Below are 16,992 nucleotides of genomic sequence, written 5' to 3'. Positions count from 1 at the left end.
TTAAAAGATATTTCCAGCGGGGGGTGGGGCAGGCCGAAGGAAACGTGCGGGTCAAGGAGTTTTTGCGCCGCCGGATCAGCTTCGAACGCTTCAACCTGATGGATGATTTCCCCTGGAATGGTGGCCTGGATGTGATCTTCTGCCGCAACGTGATGATCTACTTCAATCGGGAGACCCAACAGGTGCTGCTCAACAAGTTTCATCAGGCCCTGGCCCCGGGCGGTTATCTCTTCATCGGCCACTCGGAAAGCATCTCCAGTCTGAAACACGGGTTCAGCCAAATCGCCTCCACGGCCTACCGGAAAAAATAGTTCGCGGGAAAAAGCTTCATGAAAATCGTCGTTGGAATCTCGGATATGAAGGTGAGCAACAATCCCGAGGATGTATTGATCACCTATTCCCTGGGGTCCTGCATCGGGGTGGCCATCTGGGACCCGGTTGCCAAGGTCGCGGGACTGCTGCACTATATGCTGCCGGACTCGTCGCTGGACAAGAATAAGGCCCAGGCTAAACCCTTTATGTTCGCCGACACCGGAATCCCGCTGCTCTTCAAGGAGACCTACAAGTTCGGGGCGGTGAAAACCCGGCTGGTGGTCAAGGTGGTGGGTGGCAGTCAGATTATGGATAATTCGGGAATTTTCAATATCGGCAAGCGTAATAACGCCGTCTTGCGCAAGATGTTTTGGAAGAACAACATTATGATCACCAAGGAAGATGTGGGGGGCTCCAGTAACCGCACAATCAGCATCGCGGTGGGTAACGGGCTGACGACCCTCAAGGTTTCCGGCCGGGGGGAGTTCGAGCTATGAGCAGAGTGGAAGAGATTCTTAGCCTGGTAAAACATGTTCAGCCCTTTCCCAAGGTGGCCCAGCGGGTGATGGGGCTGCTGGCCGACCCGGAAACCGATGTCCGTCTTCTGGCCGAGGTTATCCAGTACGATGAGGTGATAACCGCCAACGTCCTGAAGATCTGCAACGCTCCCTATTTCGGACTTTCCCGTAAGGTTTCCTCCCTGCGGGAAGCCCTGGTGGTGATTGGAGATAAAAACCTCAAGGATATCATCATCACCAGCAGCAGCGCCCGCTATTATAAAGGGGCGGTGGGCTCCGGCTATGAACTGGAGCAGGGCGAGTTGTGGCGCCACTCGGTGGCGGTGGCCATCATGGCCAAACAGCTGGTGGGCAAGGTGCAGGGGGTGGATAGCGGCGCCGCCTTCACCGCCGGTCTGCTCCATGATATCGGCAAGCGCTTCCTGAGCAGTTTTGTCTCTGACGATTTTGAACGGATCATGGCCCGGGTGAGCGAGGGCGAGAAGTCGTTTGTCGAGGTGGAGCAGGAGATTCTGGGGATCAGCCATGCCGACCTTGGAGGAATTATCCTCAAGCACTGGGAGTTCCCCGAGGAGATTCAGCAGGCGGTGATGCTCCACCACGACCCGGAAGTCCTGGGCAAGGAGCCCCTGGCCGCCCTGGTCGCCCTGAGCAACGCCCTGGTGATCTCCATGGGGATCGGGGTGGGGGCCGACGGGTTGGCCACCAAGCTGCAGGGGGAGGGGCTGCGTCGCTTTGGCATTACCCGTTCCCATCTCGATATGTGCATGGCCAACCTGTTGCACGAGCTTGAAGAGGCCGAAGAACTGCTTCAACTCTAAGGCAAAGGCGGTTATAGTCGTTGATGTTTCCGGTTTCTTGCTTCCCCGGGGTGGTCGTGGCGCGGAGCGAAGGGGTTGGCAAAATAACAAACCGCAGCAAATAAGGAAGAGCAATGGCATTTAATATTCTGGTGGCGGATGATTCGGCAACCATGCGGGCGGTTATCAAGAAGACGGTGGAGATGGCCGGGGTGCCGGTGGGCAGTTTTTTTGAGGCCACCCACGGTAAAGAGGCCCTGGATATTCTTGAAAACAACTGGATCGACGTGATTCTCTCCGATATCAACATGCCGGTGATGGGAGGGATGGAACTGTTGGGGGAGGTTGCTCGCAACGAGGAATTCCGGCGGATCCCCCTGATCTTCATCACCACCGAGTCCAGTGAGGCCCGGATGGATGAGGCCCGCCGCCTGGGGGCGGCCGGTTACGTCAGGAAGCCCTTTCAGCCGGAGAGCATCAAGAAGATCCTTTACGAAGTCCTGGAGAAGGCCTATCAGCACAAGGTTGAAGCCCCTTCGCAGCCGGCGGCGGCCAGCGAAGATGATATGGATTTTTAAAACCCCTTAACCGCCGTGGAGGCTCGACCGATGGATGGGCAGTTCAGGTCATTAATTTTTCAGACTTTTGGTGAAGTTTTCGAAACCATGTTCTTCACCTTTCTCGAGCCGGTCGATGAGATTCCCGGTCCCGAGGCGCTGGTCTGCGACGATACCTATATCCGGGCCGATATCGCCTACCAGGGGCCCCAGTCCGGCCGCTTCACCATCTATCTGCCCAAACGGCTGGCCCACAATGTCACCATGAACTTCCTCGGGGCCGATGAAGCGGCTATCAGCGACGAACAGATGCTGGACACTGCCAAGGAGGCCACCAATATGGCGGTGGGCAGCCTGCTGGGCAAGATCGATCCCGCCGGGGAGTCCAAGCTGAACATTCCCGAGGCGATGATCCTGGATCATTTTGCCGGGGCTGAAGTTGCCAAGGAACCGGGAGCGTTTCTGTTCGACACCGACTACGGTCGGCTCTGGGTTGTTTTTAACTGATGTTTTTTGCGAAAAGGGAAGAGATGATCGGGCCAACAGCATCCATACGGCGGTATTATGGGTAAGATAAGGGTCTTGGTGGTTGACGATTCCGCGGTGGTCCGCAAGGTCTTCAGCGAGGAGTTGTCCCGGGAAAAGGATATCGAGGTGGTGGGCACGGCTCCCGATCCCTATGTGGCCCGGGACAAGATCGTGGCGCTCAAACCCGATGTGGTAACCCTGGATATCGAAATGCCGCGCATGGACGGGATCACCTTCCTGCGTAAGTTGATGAGGTATTACCCCCTGCCGGTGATCATTGTCAGTTCGCTGACCCGCGAGGGCGGCAGCCTGGCCCTGGAGGCCATGGAGATCGGGGCGGTGGAGGTGATCAGCAAGCCCGGCGAGGCGTACTCGGTGGGCGACATGAGTACCCAGCTGGCGGAAAAGATTCGGGCCGCGGCCCAGGTGGACGTGACCCGGCAACGTCGGATGATCACCACTCCCAGTGCCGTTGCCCCCAAGTTGTCGCTGACCCGGACCACCAACAAGCTGATCGCCATCGGCGCCTCCACCGGCGGGACCGAGGCCCTGAAAGAGGTGTTGACCCAGTTCCCTCCCAACTCCCCCGGCATTATGATCGTGCAGCATATGCCGGCCAAGTTCACCACCAGTTTTGCCGAGCGTTTGGACAGCCTCTGCCGGGTGCGGGTCAAGGAGGCGGAAGATGGCGACGCGGTGGTCCCGGGTACCGCCCTGCTGGCCCCGGGTAACTTTCACATGGTGATGCGGCGGAGCGGGGCCCGCTACTACGTGAATATCAAAAGCGGTCCCATGGTCTGTTATCAGCGCCCGGCGGTGGATGTACTGTTTAACTCGGTGGCTGCCTATGGTGGCGCCAACGCCATCGGGGTGATCCTGACCGGCATGGGCAAGGACGGCTCCCAGGGGATGCTGAAGATGAAGCAGGCCGGGGCCCGGACCATCGCCCAGGACGAGGCTTCCTGCGTGGTTTACGGGATGCCCAAGGAGGCGGTGGAGGTGGGGGCGGTGGACAAAGTGCTGCCGCTTAAGGATATCCCCGCCGCGGTTCTGAAAATGCTGGAAGAGGATTGATGCCTGCCCGCGGGTTTTTGACTACCCTTCGATGGTCAGCAGCAGCTTTTTGATTTCGATGCCGCCGGTGAACCCCCCTAACGAATTTTTCCCCACCACCCGATGACAGGGGATCAGCAGCGGGCAGGGGTTGGCCCCGCAGGCCCCGCCCACTGCCCGGGCCAGGTTGTGGTCGCCCAGAGCCTGGCCGATCTCGCCGTAGCTTCTCGTTTCTCCATATGGAATGGCGGCAATTTGCCGCCACACCTCTTGCTGGAATCCGCTGCCCGCCGCCAGGAAAGGGGAGGGTGGTGGATCGGCGAAGAAGCAGCGACTTTCGCCGGCCAGATAGGCGGCGAGATGTTGTTGTACCAGGCGGATCGCGGCGGAGCCGGCCTCCCGGCTCCCGTCGCCGACCATGGCCCCCCATTGCCGGAGGGTCAAGACGGCCCGCCGATGGTCGGTCGCCAGGAAATCGACTCGGACCGGGCCGCCGTCAGCCAGGATAAACCAGCAGGTCAGTTGGGGGTGGGGGCAGCAGAGGGTGAGGAATCTTTTTAATTCTGGTGGCACGGATGGTCCTCCAAACCCTTGCGGGCTCAAGATATGGTGGTGCTGATCGGCCGTAACACGAGATGTGGTGCGGTTTCATGTTTTGGGTAATTTTCTGTTGCTTCATAAAAACAAGAAGATAGAAAAAATAGTTAATTTTATGCTTGATTTTTTCCGATCACTTCTCTATAGCAGGTTATATGGGAGCAGGAGATCGGGCGGTGGTTACCCGATCTTAACAGACTCCCCGTCAATGTTCAAAACAGCCTGTGGGAGGAGAGGATGCGGTTGGTGTCGGTCTGGCAGTTGGTACTGGTAGCTTGTTTGTCGGTGATGCTCTGCGGCCAGGAAGCGGCTGCCCGGCAGGCCCTGGCCACCACCCACAAGAGTGCTCCGGGGGCCACGGCCGCCGGCGCTGCGGCCGCCACCGGTTCTTTTACCCTGCTGCGGCCCGCCGATAACGGACTGGTCAAGAGTCAGCCGGGCCAGGCGGGCAATGTCCTGTTGGGCAGCGCCGCCGGCGAGCAGCTTGCCCGGCGGCTCTCGGCCCGCAGTGCCGTGGTGGTGGACGCCCGCACCGGGCGCCTGCTCTTCGCCCTCAATCCCGATGAACCCCGCCAGCCCGCCAGCACCATCAAGGTGCTCACCGGCCTGATCGCCCTCGACTCCCTGCGCGACTCCGAACTGGTGCCCACCAGCCGTCGGGCTGCCGGGATGCCCCGCTCCAAGATCTACCTGCAGCAGGGCAGTTCCTACCGGGCCGGGGATCTGATCAACGCGATACTGCTCAGCTCGGCCAACGACGCCAGCGTGGCCCTGGCCGAAAAGATTGCCGGCAGCGAAAGGGCTTTCGCCCGGTTGATGACCGGCAAGGCCCGGGCCATGGGGGCCAACAATACCGTGCTGATCAACTCCAACGGTTTGACCGCCAGTGGCCAGCAATCAACGGCCCGGGATCTGGCCCTGATCTTTCATCATGCCATGCAGCATCCGGAATTTGCCCGACGGATCGGCACCGCTTCCGCTCAAACCAGTTTTGGTCGAACCCTGAACTCCAACAACCGCGCCCTCTGGCAGATCAACGGCAGTGAAGGGGGCAAGACCGGCTACACCAACGCCGCCCGCCAGACCTACGTCGGCAAGTTCAAGCGGGGCAACGATGAGGTGTTGATCGCCCTGATGGGCAGCAACAGCATGTGGGATGATGTCGGCCACCTGGTGGAGCATGGTTTTCAACTGATGGGCAACAGCGCCGTGATGGCCGCGGCCACGGTTGATCCCGCCTTTACCCGGCGTGTTCCGGGCTCCGGCTCGGTGGCGCTGACCGTGCTGAGCGATGCCGGCAAATCCAGTCTGTAATTCTTCCTCCCGCCCTCGGCCCGACTCTTCCGATCTGCCCCGCGATAAGGAGGGGCTCCGCCGCCGTTGCCGGCCAGCCGATTTTTCCCCCGGATCGTTGGCCGAAGCCCTGCGCTCCCTGCCCGGCTACAAAGGGCGGCGCCGCCTGTTCGTCGGCCCGACTCCCCGGCTTAAACAGCTGAGGATCAACACCCTGCTGGATGGCAAGGAGTTGTTGATGCCCTCCCCCGGCCTGCGGGACGGCTTCTACCTTTTTCGTCCCTTTACCATCCCCTTTGTTAAATTACCCCTGGCCGTGACCCACAAAGGGATGCCCCATTTTGCCCGGAAGCTCACCACCGGCCAGTTGGCCGGCCTGGGGGTGGATCTGTTGGTGGATGAGGTCCTGGCCGTTGATCGGCATGGCCGGGTGCTGGGTGATGGTCAGGGTTATTTTGACCTCTCGCTGGCGATCCTGGCGGCCACCGGCGCCCTGGCCGGTGATTACCAGGTGGTGGCCGTGGCGGCTCCCCTGGAGCCCGGATTGACCCTTCCCGCCGACCCCTGGGATCTCCAGGCCGACTACCTGCTTAATGGGCAGGGGCTGGAGCGCTATCCCCGCGCCCAAGGGGAGAGCCCGCCCAAGATCTTCTGGGAGCAGCTTTCTCCCACTCGGATCAAACGAATCACCCCCCTCTGGCAACTGCGCAATCCTCAGCCTTTGTTGTGACGGAAGATCGGCTCCAGCCCCGAGGCCTCGGCAAACCGGGCGATCTCCTCCCGCAGGGTTCGCACATAGGGACAATCCCAGATCACCAGCAGTTTGTGGCGGGCCAGGTAAACCGGGGGGGAAGCGCCGCTGCCCGCCCCGGCAGGGGGCAACCGCTCCTCCAGCAGGTAGGAAAAGATCTGGGGCAGCCGGCAGACCCGGGGCCGGCTGGGGTAGATACGGCAACCCCCGGCGGCGGTGAGCTGGGGGCAGCGCCGGGCCTGGGGCAGGATCATGCTCCAGCCCTGGCGCCAATGGTAGAGGGCCGGTTCAGCCCGGTAAAACTCCCGGTCCTGGTGGAACAGGGGCGGCTCGCTGGCGCTGCTGCTTTTTCGGCTGGCCGGGGTGTCGATTCGGGGCAGGGGGAAGAGGGCGGTCTCCTCGGGTTGCAGCGGGATTTCAAAAAACTCCTGGGTCAATCCGGGGGCGGGGCCGGTGCAGCAGAGGGTGCAGCCGCAGGGGGCGCAGAGCAGGCTGTTGATCGTTTCCAGTTCGCGGCTGAGGATGGTGTGGCAAATCCAGCTCTCCAAGGCGGTGAATCGATCCAGGGGCTGCCCCTCTTCGTCCAGGACGGTGGCAATGGCGGCCCGGCTCTTGAGTTTTTCAAAGTCGGCCAAAAGATCCCGGTGGGGAGCGAGCAGGCGGTCCGGTTCCGGGTAGAGGATGCCGGCCGTCTCCAAAGGTTCATGCAACTGCTCCAGCACCTCGTCGACGCGGCTAAACGGCCCGGTCAGATAGAGCAACTGCAGCAGTCTGACCAGGGGCAGCAGGGGCCGGGCCAGCAGGTCCACGCCGGCCTGCAACTCTTTTTTGTCGGGAAGGGGCTGATTCATCATTAAATAGCCGGGGTTGTTCCCGGTGGCGATGTCGGTTGTCGGGAGCGGGGAAATCCTTGACCTTAAAGGTCGGCGACGTTATGATTCCACCGTTTTTTACCATCGCCGGGGCCGATCCCATGGCAGGCCCCGGGAGCTGAGCCCTTAAAATTCCACATGCGAGGCCCAGGTGAGCGAAACCTTTCAGTCCCAACCCCTGACCGAACACCTGGGGGATCTGCGCCGGGCCCTGATCCGCTCCCTGATCGCGGTCGCGGCCTGCTTTGTCCTCACCTACAGCTATAGCAAGCCCATCGGGCACTGGTTCTTCGCTCCCCTGTTCGCGGTGCTGCCGCCGGACACCAGCCTGATCTTCACCTCCTACCAGGAGGGCTTTTTTTTTATCTGAAGGTCGCCTTCACCGCCGCGTTGCTCATGGCCTCGCCGGTGATCTTCTGGCAGATCTGGAGCTTTGTCGCCCCCGGGCTCTATAACCACGAAAAGAAGGTGGTGCTGCCCTTCACCGCCGTTTCGGCCCTCTGCTTTCTGGGGGGGGCCGCCTTTGCCTACTTTGTGGTTTTCCCCCCCGCCTTCCGTTTCCTGGTCGGCTATTCCCACGAGTACCTGACCAGCATGCCGGGGGTGAGCGAGTATTTCTCCCTCTCCCTGCGCCTGCTGATCGCCTTCGGCTTGATCTTCGAACTGCCGGTCTTTATGGTCCTGCTGGCCCGGCTGGGGGTGATCGACGCCCCCTTTATGGCCCGCAACCGACGTTACGCGGTGTTGTTGGCCTTTATCCTCGCCGCCATCCTCACCCCCACCGCCGACGTGGTCAACCACCTGTTGATGGCCGGCCCGTTGATCGTGCTCTATGAGATCAGCATCGGGATGGTCAAGGTTTTCGGCGGCCGGCCGGCTTAGGAGCGCAGCACCGCTTCCGCCTGGTCGAGCATGGCCTGGGCGGCCCGGGTGTGCTTGAAGTTTTTATGGATCGCCGCCATGGTGCGATAGCTTTCGGCGGCCTTCTCTTTCTCGCCGGTGGCCAGATAGATTTCGGCCATCCTTTCCATCATCTCCACCGCTCCGGCGGGATTGTTGTAATCCTGGTAGGCGTTGAGCAGTTCCAGGGCCAGCTCCCGGGCCGCCGGGTAGTCCCGCAGGCCCATGTGGGCCTTGAGCAGCCTCTTCTGCAGATAGGTGGCGCTCAGGTCATCCTCGGCGGCCCGGCAGATGGCCAAGGCCCGCTCCAGTTGGGGCAGGGCCTTGGCGTACTCCTCCTTTTCCAGGCAGAGTTCCGCCAGCTTGGTCACCGCCCGGGCAATCCCGGCCTCGTTTTTCTCCTCCTCAAACCCCCGCAGGGCGTTATGGAAGGCGGCGGCGGCCTGGGGGAAACTGCCCCTTTTCAGCAGTTCCAGCCCTTCATCATAATCCAGTTCGGCCGGGGTCTTTTCGGGCTCTTGCTCTTCAGCTTCGGGATTGGTGGGAATCGGTTGCATGGGTACTCCTTTAATCTTTGAACTCTGGGGTTAAGTGGTTCAGGCCGCCGGCGGAGAGGGCTTAAGGGCCTGGGCGGCCAGTTCGCCAACGGTGGTGGTCCGGGGGCGACCCTCCTGGTAGAAGGTCACCTCGCTGGGGTCGGTGGTCAGATTGGCCAGGGGGCCGAAAAACTCACTGGCGGCCACCGGGCCCAGAATCCTGACGGCCATGGCCCGGATCAAGGGGTCGGGGTCGTTGAGCAGGGCGGCCATCTGGTAATAGGGCGTGTTTTTGATCAGATCCGGCCGGCGGGCGGCGATGGTGCCCAAGGCCCAGAGGACCTGGGATCGGGTGCTGATATGGTTGACGTAGCGCAGCATGTGCCGGGCGAATCCCCCGTAGATATCGGGCCGGGCGGCGATGATGGAACCCATGGTCTCAACCAGCCCCCAGGGGGTGGCCGCCGAATCGGAGCAGGCCTCAAAGAGGCGGTGAAGCAGATCGCTGACCGCTCCGGGTTGCCGGGTGGCCAGGCGGGCGCAGACCTGCCCGATCAGGTGGGCCAGCCGCCAGCGCTCGGCCTCGTCGGGGGTATAGAGCAGCCGCTGCAGATAGCGCAGGGTTTTGAGATCGTCGAAGCAGATGTCCACCAGGGCGTCGAGATCACCGGCCAGGGCCAGGCGGCCCACCTCTCTCTTGTCGGCCCGGCGTTTTTTGCGGCGGGGGTCCCGTTCCGGTTCGATGGGAGGCAGGTATTCCGGGGCGGCGGGGGAGGCGGTCTGGGGGTTGTTTTTGGCCTGGCGGAGCTTGATGATCTCGTCGTACTCGCGCTGCAGGCGGACAAAATAGAGAACCCCCCGCACATAACGGCCGTCGAGGTGGCGTTGATCCAGAACCTGATGGGAGATCTCGTCATAGCTCTCCAGTCGGCCGGTTAAATAGTCCTGGTCCGGCAGCAGGTCCCAGGCCAGATCCCAGTCGTCGTCGCAGGCGTAGAGCAGGGCGTCGACCATGGCGGCCCCCACGTTATGGCCGGTGGCGTCACAGGCGTAGACCGCTCCGCACTGGCAGCGGCCCACGCTGAACTCTCCGAGTTTGCGTTGTTCCGGAACCCGGGCCGGTTCGATCTCCTGGCCGCAGAAGACGCAACGGGGCGGGGTTTTGATCTGCTGACCTTTCATGCGCTCAGTTCGTGGTCAATGGCCTGGAGGAAGCGGGGGTCCACCTGATAGCCCAGTTCCCGGGCCTTGAGGGCGGCGGCCTTGGCCTCCTGGTACTGTTCCTGATAAAAGTGGGCCACCGCCAGGTTGTTGTAAGCCATGCCGAATTCCGGCTCCAGCTTGATCGCCTCCTTGGCGGCCTTGGCGGCCAGGTCAAAGTTGCCGGCCGCGATCTGGCTGGTGGCCATGTTGACCCAGGCGTTGGCCAGCTTGGGGTCATGGCGCAGGGCTTCCTCGTAGGCGGCCACCGCTTTTTCCGCGTCGCCGAGCTGCTGCATGATCAGGCCGATGTTGGCGTGGGCTCGGGCCAGCTCGGGCAAAACCTTGACCGCCCGGCGGTTGGCGGCCAGGGCTTTTTCCAGGTCGCCCCGTTCGAAATGGATGGCCCCCAGGTTGATGTGGGCCTCCACCGAGTGATCGTCCAACTCCAGGCATTTCTCCAGCTCGCGGACCGCGTCGTCGATCCGTCCCGCCTTGCGGTAAACCAGGGCCAGGTGGTGGTGGGCCACCACGTTATTGGGCAGCTCTACGCACTTCTCTTCCAGCTCGGCGATAATCTTATCCAGTTCTTCGGTTTTTTCGGTTGGCGTGGTCATGCGGTTTCCTTGCGGTTGAATTATGATCATTAAAAAGGATTTTTTATTTGGAACCAAAAAAGATACCACAGCCCTGGCGGGGCGTCAAAAAAAAGGGGGTGGTGAACCGCGATAAAAGAGGTAAGCTGGGGTGACAGTGGAGCTAATCGGCCAAGGAGGAAGTGATGAGCGAGGGTGGCGGCAGGGGTGGGCTGGTGGTGGCCGGCATGGGGGGCGGTACCGGCAAGAGCGTGGTGGCGGTGGGCCTGGTGGCCGCCCTGGTTGGGCGGGGAGAAGCGGTGGCGGTCTTCAAGAAGGGGCCGGATTACATTGATGCCGGTTGGCTGGCCCTGGCCGCCGGCCGACCCTGCTACAATCTTGATCCCTTTTTGATGACGCCCGAAGTGATTCGCCGCTCCTTTGCCGACCATCGCCGGGCCGCCGATCTGGCCCTGTTGGAGGGAAATCGCGGTCTGTACGACGGCGTCGATCTGGAGGGCAGTTGCAGCAGCGCCGAGTTGGCCAGGCTGCTCGGTTTGCCGGTGCTGCTGGTGGTGGACTGCACCAAGACCACCCGCACCGTGGCCGCCCAGGTGCTGGGTTGTCTGCGTTTCGATCAGGCGCCGAACCTGCTGGGGGTGGTCCTTAACCGGGTTGGTGGAGCCCGGCATGAGGATATCGTGCGCCGGTCGGTGGAACATTATACCGGGCTGCCGGTGCTGGGGGCCCTGCCCCGCTCCCGCCGGGATTTTTTCCCCCAGCGCCATCTGGGGGTAACCCCCGCCGCCGAACATGGCTCGGCCGCCGCCGCGGTGGCGGCCCTGGCGGAGCAGGCGGAAAAATATCTCGCCATCGACGAAATTGTCCGGGCCGCCCAGGCCGCGGCGCCCGCCGGGCCGGTGGTGGCGGCCGCCCCTCCGCCCGCCCCTCCCGTGATCGGAACCGAGCAAAGGCGGGCCAGGATCGGTTACCTCCATGATGCCGCCTTCCAGTTCTACTACCCCGACAACCTGGAAGCCCTGGCGGCGGCCGGGGCCGACCTGGTGGCGATCAACGCCCTGCGGGACCGGGAGCTGCCGGAGCTGGACGCCCTTTACATCGGCGGAGGGTTTCCCGAGACCTCGGCTCCGGCCCTGGCCGCCAACCACTCCTTCCGGGAGTCGGTGCGGCAAGCGGCAAACGCCGGCTTGCCGATCTATGCCGAGTGCGGCGGCTTGATCTACCTGGGGGAATCCATTGCCCTGGAAGGGGTGGAGTACCCCCTGGCCGGGGTTTTCCCGGTCCGCTTCGGGCTGGCCCGCAAGCCCCAGGCCCATGGTTACACGGAACTGCTGGTGGAGAAGGAGAACCCTTTCTACTCGGTGGGCAGCGTGATCCGGGGCCATGAATTTCGTTACTCCACAGTGGAATCGTGGCCGGGGGCGGCGGCGGAGCTGGTCCTGGCCATGGGGCGGGGCACCGGCTTCAGCCACGGCCGTGACGGGCTTTGTTTCAACAACGTCCTGGCCCTTTACACCCATATTCACGCCCTGGGGACGCCGGAATGGGCCGTGGCCCTGGTGCGCCGGGCCCTGGAGGAGAGGTGAGAAAAGGTGTTCCCGGTTCCATAAACTTCAGTTTGGCCCTGCTGGTGATGGTGGCGGTGCTGCCGGCCCTGCTGATCATGCTCTATACCGGGCTGGAGCAGCGCCGGCAGCAGATTGAAGTCGCCAAAGGTGACGTGACCCTGCTGGTTCGCACCATGGCTGAAGCCCAGGAGGAGCTGGCCGTTTCCACCCGGCAGATGCTGGCCATGCTCTCCCGCCTTCCCGCCATTCATGAGCTGGATCCGGTGGCCGGCACCGAAATTTTGGCCGATCTTCTGGCCCACAACCCCGACTATCTCAACCTCACCCTCACCGGCCTCGACGGCCGGGTCCTGATCTCGGCTCTGCCCTTTGAGAACGCCTATCTTGGTGATCGCAAGCATTTTCGCGAAGCTCTGGCCAGTCGGGATTTCGCGGTGGGCGAGTATATCATCTCCCGGGTGGGCAGCATGGTGCCGGCGGTCGCCTTCGCCTATCCGGTTCTGGATCGGGAGGGGGAGCTCCGGGCGGTGGTGACCGCCGCCATCAACCTCAATCGACTGGCCCGTTTTTACGAGGGGCTGGAGTTGGCGGCAGATTCCTTCATCGCCCTGACCGATCACCAGGGGATCCGCTTGCTCTATCTGCCGGCTCGGGAAGAGACCAATCCCGTTGGCCGGCCGATCAGGGCCGATATCTGGGAAATAGCCCGGCAGACGGGGGAAGCGGGCAGCCTGGTCGGCCACGGTTCCGATGGGCGGCGGCGGGTCATCGCCTTTGAGTCGGTTCGCCTCACCCCGGAGGCCCCGCCCCACATCTATGTCTGGGCCGGCATTCCCGAGGAGCATATTCTGGCCCCGGCCAACGCCGCCCTGGGCCGCAACCTGCTGCTGATGGGGCTGGTGATGGCCATCTCCCTGGGGATTTCCTGGCTGGTGGGCCGGTTTACCCTGGTGGCGCCCATCCGCGGGCTGCTGGCCCTGACTCAAGCATTTGCCGGGGGCAACCTGGGCCGCGGCAAGGTTGCCCCCGCCGGGTCCACCGAGCTGGTGGAACTGACCTTGGCCTTTTACGAGATGGCCGACTCGCTGGCGCGCAACCAGGCCGTGCTGCGGGAAAACGAAAGGCGGTTGGCCGAGGAGAAGGAGCGCCTGGCGGTGACCCTGGCCAGCATCGGAGATGGGGTTGTCGCCACCGACACTACTGGCCGGGTGCTGCTGCTCAACGAGGTGGCCGCCGATTTGACCGGCTGGCCGACGGCGGCGGCGACCGGCCGGCCCCTGGCCGAGGTTTTTCGGATTATCGACGGCAAGAGCGGGCAACCCCGGGAGAGCCCGGTGGAACAGGTCCTGGCGGCGGGGCGGGTTACGGCTCTGGCCGCCGACACCACCCTGCTGGCCCGGGATGGCAGGGAGCGCCATATCGCCGACAGCGCCGCTCCCATCCGGGATCGGGAGGGGCAGGTGATTGGGGTGGTGCTGGTTTTTCGCGACATCAGCCAGCGTTTGCGGGCGGAACAGGAGCTGGTCAAGGTCAAGAAGCTGGAGTCGGTGGGGGTGCTGGCCGGGGGAATCGCCCATGATTTCAACAATATCCTCACCGCCATTCTGGGCAACATCAACCTCTGTCTGCTGGATGAACGGTTGCCGGCCGGGAGCCGTCGGCTGCTGCAAGAGGCGGAGAAGGCCTCAATTCGGGCCCGGGGGCTGACCCAGCAACTGCTCACCTTCGCCAAGGGGGGAGAGCCGATCAAGGAGTCGGCTTCCCTGGCCGAGGTGGTTCGGGATTCGGCCGAGTTTGTCCTACGGGGCAAGCAGGTTGCCTGCAGCTTTGACTTTCCCGCCCAGCTTAAACCGGTGGAGATTGACCGGGGCCAGATCAGCCAGGTGGTGCAGAATCTGATTCTGAACGCCGTTGAAGCCATGCCTGATGGCGGCCGGATCGAGATCAGCTGCCGCAACGTCACCATCGAACCCCAGGATGGCCGGGAGGGGCTGGCCCCCGGCGACTATCTGTTGCTGGAGGTCAGGGACAGCGGACCCGGGATGGCCAGTGAAGTGCTGGAGCGGATCTTTGACCCCTATTTCACCACCAAGGCCGGCGGCAGCGGCCTGGGACTGGCCATCTCCCATACCATTATCGGCAAACACGGTGGCCGGATAACCGCCGGTTCCACTCCCGGCGGCGGCAGTTGTTTTACCATCTATCTGCCGGTCGGTTCCGGCCCGGCGCCGGAGTCGGTGAAACCGGCTCAAGATAAAACGGCGCCGGGTGCTCCCGCTGCCGGCCCGGCCAAGATCCTGGTCCTCGACGATGAGGAGCAGGTGCGGGAGATCATGCGGTTGATGCTGGGTCGACTGGGGCACCAGGTGGTTACCGCCGGGGAGGGGCGGGAGGCGGTGGCGCTCTACCGGCAGGCCATGGCTGCCGCCGCTCCCATCGATCTGATCATCATGGATCTCACCATCCCCGGGGGGATGGGCGGCAAGGAGGCGGTGCGGGAGATCCTGGCCCTTAACCCCCGGGCGCTGGTGGTCGTGGCCAGTGGTTACTCCAGCGATCCGGTGCTGGCCAATTTCCGCGACTACGGCTTCAGCGGCGCCATTGCCAAGCCCTTCCGGCTCAAGGAGATCGCCCGGCTGCTCAACGAGTTGTTGCCCACCGGGCAGGGGAAACCTTAACGGCCGGTGCTTTTGCGGTGTTCGACGTGGCGGGCGGCGGCCTGGGCGGCGATGCAGCCGTCGGCGGCGGCGGTGACGATCTGTTTGACGAATTTTTCCCTGAGATCGCCGATCACAAACAAACCGGGCAGGCAGGATTCACATTTCTCGTCGGTGAGCACGTAACCGTCGGCGTTCATCCGGATCCCGGCCGGGACCAGGGAGTTGTCCGGCACAAAGCCGATGAAAATAAAGACCCCGTCGGCGGCCAGGCTGGTCTCTTGCCCGCTTTTGCCGTTTTGCAGCCGGACCCCGGTTACTCCGCTGTCGTCGGATTTGATCTCCTTGACCACCGTGTTGAGTAATACCTCGATCTTCTTTTCCGCCCGCAGGCTTTTCTGCAGGATCATCCCGGCCCGGAACTCCTCGCGCCGGTGGACCAGATAGACCTTGGCGGCAATCTTGGCCAGGTAAAGCGCCTCCTCCAGGGCGGAATCGCCGCCGCCCACCACCACCACCGTCTTGTTTTTGAAGAAGAAGCCGTCGCAGACCGCGCAGTAGGAAACGCCCCGGCCGTGGTTTTCCGCCTCGCCGGGCACCCCCAGCTTGCGGGGAGTGCCGCCGGTGGCCAGGATCACGGTCAGGGCATGAAGTTCCTCGTCGTTGTCCAAGCGCACGGTATGGTAGTCCAGACCGGGTTCGATCTCCCGGACCTCGCGGCCCATGATCTCCAGGCCGTAGGCCTGGGCGTGGGCGGTCATCTTCTCGCTCAGCTCCGCCCCGCTGATCGATTCGGTCCCGGGCCAGTTTTCCACCGTCGCGGTGTTGTTCATCTGGCCGCCGGGCAGACCCTTGTCCACCAGGATGGTATCCAGGGCCGCCCGCCGGGCGTAGAGGCCGGCGGTGAGGCCGCCGGGGCCGCCGCCCACGATGATCAGATCACAGATCTTCTCCGGGGGTGATTGGTCGTCCAGCCGATTTTTGTTGGGGTTGGGAAAGCAACTTTGCGAAGTCATAGCCATCTCTTTCTCTTGAAGTAGATCAGCATGGCCACCACCATGGCGGCCATCAGGCCCAGGGCCAGGGGATAGCCCCAGTACCAGTGCAGTTCCGGCATGTTCCAGGGGCTGCTCTCCGGGTTGAAGTTCATCCCGTAAACCCCGGCGATGAAGGTCAGGGGGATGAAGATCGCCGCGAAGATGGTCAGCACCTTCATGATTTCGTTCATCCGGTTGCTGAGACTGGAGAGATAGATATCCAGCAGGCCGGCCACCACGTCCCGGTAGGTTTCCAGGGTGTCGATCACCTGGATGGTGTGGTCATAGAGGTCCCGCAGGTAGATGTTGGTCGCCTCCCCGATCAGCTCCTGCTCATCCTGGCGCATCAGGCTCCCCAGGATCTCCCGCAGGGGCCAGACCGACTTGCGCAGCAGGATCAGCTCCCGCTTGAGCAGATGGATCCGGTGGATGGTGGTCTGCTCGGGGTTGGCGATCACCTCGTCTTCAACGTTCTCGATCTCTTCCCCCAGTTGCTCCAGGACGGTGAAGTAGTTGTCCACCACCGCGTCCAGCAGGGCGTAAGCCAGGTAATCCGGCCCCATGGTGCGGATCCGCCCCTTGCCGCCGGCCAGTCGCTGGCGGACCCCGGCAAAGAGCTCCCCGCTCTGCTCCTGGAAGGTGAGCAGAAAGTTGGGGCCCAGCACCAGGCTGATCTGGTCGGGCTCCAGGGTGCGGGTTGCGGGCTGATAGCGCTGGGTTCTGACCACCAGGAAGAGGTGGTCGTCGAACAGGTCGAGCTTGGGCCGCTGGGTGGTGTTGCAGATATCCTCGATGGTGAGGGGGTGGAGGTTGAAGCAGACGCCAACCTTCTCGATTAATTCAACCTGGTGCAGGCCATCGACGTTGATCCAGGTGATTCCCGGCTTGCCCCGGAGGGCGGCGCACTCCTCCGGTCGGGCGGCGGTGTGGGTTCGGCAGCCCTCCCGATCGTAGTTGACGATGGTGATCCGGACCTCCTGGGCCTTGCGCTCCCCCACGTGAACGGCAGTGCCGGGGGGCAGGCCGGCCTTGAGGGCGGAGCTGCCCGTAATCCGGGAGAGCAGGCCGGCGACATTCAAAAGTTCCGGCAGTGGCGTTTTACCGATATTGGGGGGCATTGGTGGAATCGGACTCCGGGAAGCGGGTTGCTAAGGTGGCCCCTGGCCGCATCATGGTCAGGTTTACCTGAAGCTGAACCGGCTGTCAATTCACCACCG

At 62.9% G+C, this 16,992-nt stretch carries 17 protein-coding genes and 1 pseudogene; 11 read left to right on the top strand and 7 right to left on the bottom strand.

Annotated elements, in window-relative coordinates:
* The 6 genes from ACHHRT_RS09280 to ACHHRT_RS09255 all read left to right on the top strand — a co-directional run.
* Positions 1 to 311 (top strand): CheR family methyltransferase (locus tag ACHHRT_RS09280; RefSeq protein WP_395499487.1); only part of this gene is annotated, 311 nt, incomplete at its 5' end.
* A gap of 18 nt (positions 312 to 329) precedes the next feature.
* Complete coding sequence (locus tag ACHHRT_RS09275; RefSeq protein ID WP_395499486.1) at positions 330 to 809, top strand: chemotaxis protein CheD; 480 nt, start codon at positions 330 to 332, stop codon at positions 807 to 809.
* A complete protein-coding gene (locus ACHHRT_RS09270; RefSeq protein WP_395499485.1) occupies positions 806 to 1,651 on the top strand; it encodes an HDOD domain-containing protein in 846 nt (281 codons plus the stop codon). Before ACHHRT_RS09275 ends, ACHHRT_RS09270 begins: the two co-directional genes overlap by 4 nt.
* A gap of 113 nt (positions 1,652 to 1,764) precedes the next feature.
* Positions 1,765 to 2,208, top strand: a complete 444-nt coding sequence (locus ACHHRT_RS09265) for a response regulator (protein WP_395499484.1) — start codon at positions 1,765 to 1,767, stop codon at positions 2,206 to 2,208.
* A gap of 30 nt (positions 2,209 to 2,238) precedes the next feature.
* Positions 2,239 to 2,694 carry a chemotaxis protein CheX gene (locus ACHHRT_RS09260; RefSeq protein ID WP_395499483.1) on the top strand — a complete coding sequence of 152 codons (456 nt, stop codon included), beginning with the start codon at positions 2,239 to 2,241 and terminating at the stop codon, positions 2,692 to 2,694.
* A 57-nt stretch (positions 2,695 to 2,751) separates the two neighbouring features.
* On the top strand, positions 2,752 to 3,789 hold the full coding sequence (locus tag ACHHRT_RS09255; RefSeq protein ID WP_395499482.1) for a protein-glutamate methylesterase/protein-glutamine glutaminase: 1,038 nt from the start codon (positions 2,752 to 2,754) through the stop codon (positions 3,787 to 3,789).
* Positions 3,790 to 3,810: 21 nt separating this feature from the next.
* On the opposite strand, the gene ACHHRT_RS09250 is transcribed toward ACHHRT_RS09255, so the two are convergent.
* The gene (locus ACHHRT_RS09250; protein WP_395499481.1) at positions 3,811 to 4,341 is read right to left on the bottom strand and encodes a methylated-DNA--[protein]-cysteine S-methyltransferase; all 531 of its coding nucleotides are present in this window, start codon (positions 4,339 to 4,341) and stop codon (positions 3,811 to 3,813) included.
* Positions 4,342 to 4,602: 261 nt separating this feature from the next.
* Between ACHHRT_RS09250 and ACHHRT_RS09245 the strand changes: the two genes are divergently transcribed.
* Together ACHHRT_RS09245 and ACHHRT_RS09240 are read left to right on the top strand one after the other, a co-directional pair.
* Positions 4,603 to 5,679, top strand: a complete 1,077-nt coding sequence (locus tag ACHHRT_RS09245; protein ID WP_395499480.1) for a D-alanyl-D-alanine carboxypeptidase family protein — start codon at positions 4,603 to 4,605, stop codon at positions 5,677 to 5,679.
* A 97-nt stretch (positions 5,680 to 5,776) separates the two neighbouring features.
* A complete protein-coding gene (locus tag ACHHRT_RS09240; RefSeq protein ID WP_395499479.1) occupies positions 5,777 to 6,388 on the top strand; it encodes a 5-formyltetrahydrofolate cyclo-ligase in 612 nt (203 codons plus the stop codon).
* On the opposite strand, the gene ACHHRT_RS09235 is transcribed toward ACHHRT_RS09240, so the two are convergent.
* Positions 6,373 to 7,263: a YkgJ family cysteine cluster protein gene (locus ACHHRT_RS09235; protein WP_395499478.1), complete on the bottom strand. Its 891-nt coding sequence runs from the start codon at positions 7,261 to 7,263 to the stop codon at positions 6,373 to 6,375. The two genes, ACHHRT_RS09240 and ACHHRT_RS09235, sit on opposite strands and share 16 nt — an antisense overlap.
* A gap of 169 nt (positions 7,264 to 7,432) precedes the next feature.
* On the opposite strand from ACHHRT_RS09235, the pseudogene tatC reads away from it, so the two are divergent.
* Positions 7,433 to 8,163, top strand: a pseudogene (tatC, locus tag ACHHRT_RS09230) (twin-arginine translocase subunit TatC).
* Here tatC and ACHHRT_RS09225 read toward each other — a convergent pair.
* The 3 genes from ACHHRT_RS09225 to ACHHRT_RS09215 are packed head-to-tail and all read right to left on the bottom strand — an operon-like array spanning position 8,160 to position 10,534.
* Complete coding sequence (locus tag ACHHRT_RS09225) at positions 8,160 to 8,738, bottom strand: tetratricopeptide repeat protein (protein WP_395499477.1); 579 nt, start codon at positions 8,736 to 8,738, stop codon at positions 8,160 to 8,162. The pseudogene tatC and the gene ACHHRT_RS09225 overlap by 4 nt on opposite strands.
* Positions 8,739 to 8,777: 39 nt before the next feature.
* Positions 8,778 to 9,899, bottom strand: coding sequence for a DVU0298 family protein (locus tag ACHHRT_RS09220; RefSeq protein ID WP_395499476.1), 1,122 nt, complete (start codon positions 9,897 to 9,899; stop codon positions 8,778 to 8,780).
* Positions 9,896 to 10,534 (bottom strand): tetratricopeptide repeat protein, encoded by a 639-nt coding sequence (locus ACHHRT_RS09215; protein ID WP_395499475.1) that lies wholly within the window; start codon positions 10,532 to 10,534, stop codon positions 9,896 to 9,898. The genes ACHHRT_RS09220 and ACHHRT_RS09215 overlap by 4 nt, the downstream gene beginning before the upstream one ends.
* Before the next feature lie 164 nt (positions 10,535 to 10,698).
* On the opposite strand from ACHHRT_RS09215, the gene ACHHRT_RS09210 reads away from it, so the two are divergent.
* Complete coding sequence (locus tag ACHHRT_RS09210; protein ID WP_395499474.1) at positions 10,699 to 12,099, top strand: cobyrinate a,c-diamide synthase; 1,401 nt, start codon at positions 10,699 to 10,701, stop codon at positions 12,097 to 12,099.
* Positions 12,096 to 14,759: an ATP-binding protein gene (locus ACHHRT_RS09205; protein ID WP_395499473.1), complete on the top strand. Its 2,664-nt coding sequence runs from the start codon at positions 12,096 to 12,098 to the stop codon at positions 14,757 to 14,759. Before ACHHRT_RS09210 ends, ACHHRT_RS09205 begins: the two co-directional genes overlap by 4 nt.
* Here the strand turns inward: ACHHRT_RS09205 and trxB are convergent.
* Together trxB and corA are read right to left on the bottom strand one after the other, a co-directional pair.
* On the bottom strand, positions 14,756 to 15,754 hold the full coding sequence (trxB, locus tag ACHHRT_RS09200) for a thioredoxin-disulfide reductase (protein WP_395499490.1): 999 nt from the start codon (positions 15,752 to 15,754) through the stop codon (positions 14,756 to 14,758). The two genes, ACHHRT_RS09205 and trxB, sit on opposite strands and share 4 nt — an antisense overlap.
* Positions 15,751 to 16,893, bottom strand: coding sequence for a magnesium/cobalt transporter CorA (corA, locus tag ACHHRT_RS09195; RefSeq protein ID WP_395499472.1), 1,143 nt, complete (start codon positions 16,891 to 16,893; stop codon positions 15,751 to 15,753). The genes trxB and corA overlap by 4 nt, the downstream gene beginning before the upstream one ends.
* Positions 16,894 to 16,992 lie beyond the last annotated feature (99 nt).

Origin of the sequence: Desulfurivibrio modestus, from assembly GCF_044068625.1 — a bacterium.
Classification (GTDB): Bacteria; Desulfobacterota; Desulfobulbia; order Desulfobulbales; family Desulfurivibrionaceae; genus Desulfurivibrio.
The sequence above is the reverse complement of the archived record's forward strand: the minus strand, read 5'-3'. Positions and strand labels throughout refer to the sequence as shown.

Excerpts from the sequence above, each read along its gene's own strand:
- ACHHRT_RS09215 (WP_395499475.1), bottom strand. The coding sequence starts at position 10,534 with ATGACCACGCCAACCGAAAAAACCGAAGAACTGGATAAGATTATCGCC.
- ACHHRT_RS09270 (WP_395499485.1), top strand. The coding sequence starts at position 806 with ATGAGCAGAGTGGAAGAGATTCTTAGCCTGGTAAAACATGTTCAGCCC.
- corA (WP_395499472.1), bottom strand. The coding sequence starts at position 16,893 with ATGCCCCCCAATATCGGTAAAACGCCACTGCCGGAACTTTTGAATGTC.
- ACHHRT_RS09265 (WP_395499484.1), top strand. The coding sequence starts at position 1,765 with ATGGCATTTAATATTCTGGTGGCGGATGATTCGGCAACCATGCGGGCG.
- ACHHRT_RS09235 (WP_395499478.1), bottom strand. The coding sequence starts at position 7,263 with ATGATGAATCAGCCCCTTCCCGACAAAAAAGAGTTGCAGGCCGGCGTG.
- ACHHRT_RS09220 (WP_395499476.1), bottom strand. The coding sequence starts at position 9,899 with ATGAAAGGTCAGCAGATCAAAACCCCGCCCCGTTGCGTCTTCTGCGGC.
- ACHHRT_RS09245 (WP_395499480.1), top strand. The coding sequence starts at position 4,603 with ATGCGGTTGGTGTCGGTCTGGCAGTTGGTACTGGTAGCTTGTTTGTCG.
- ACHHRT_RS09275 (WP_395499486.1), top strand. The coding sequence starts at position 330 with ATGAAAATCGTCGTTGGAATCTCGGATATGAAGGTGAGCAACAATCCC.
- ACHHRT_RS09260 (WP_395499483.1), top strand. The coding sequence starts at position 2,239 with ATGGATGGGCAGTTCAGGTCATTAATTTTTCAGACTTTTGGTGAAGTT.
- ACHHRT_RS09210 (WP_395499474.1), top strand. The coding sequence starts at position 10,699 with ATGAGCGAGGGTGGCGGCAGGGGTGGGCTGGTGGTGGCCGGCATGGGG.
- ACHHRT_RS09225 (WP_395499477.1), bottom strand. The coding sequence starts at position 8,738 with ATGCAACCGATTCCCACCAATCCCGAAGCTGAAGAGCAAGAGCCCGAA.
- trxB (WP_395499490.1), bottom strand. The coding sequence starts at position 15,754 with ATGACTTCGCAAAGTTGCTTTCCCAACCCCAACAAAAATCGGCTGGAC.
- ACHHRT_RS09255 (WP_395499482.1), top strand. The coding sequence starts at position 2,752 with ATGGGTAAGATAAGGGTCTTGGTGGTTGACGATTCCGCGGTGGTCCGC.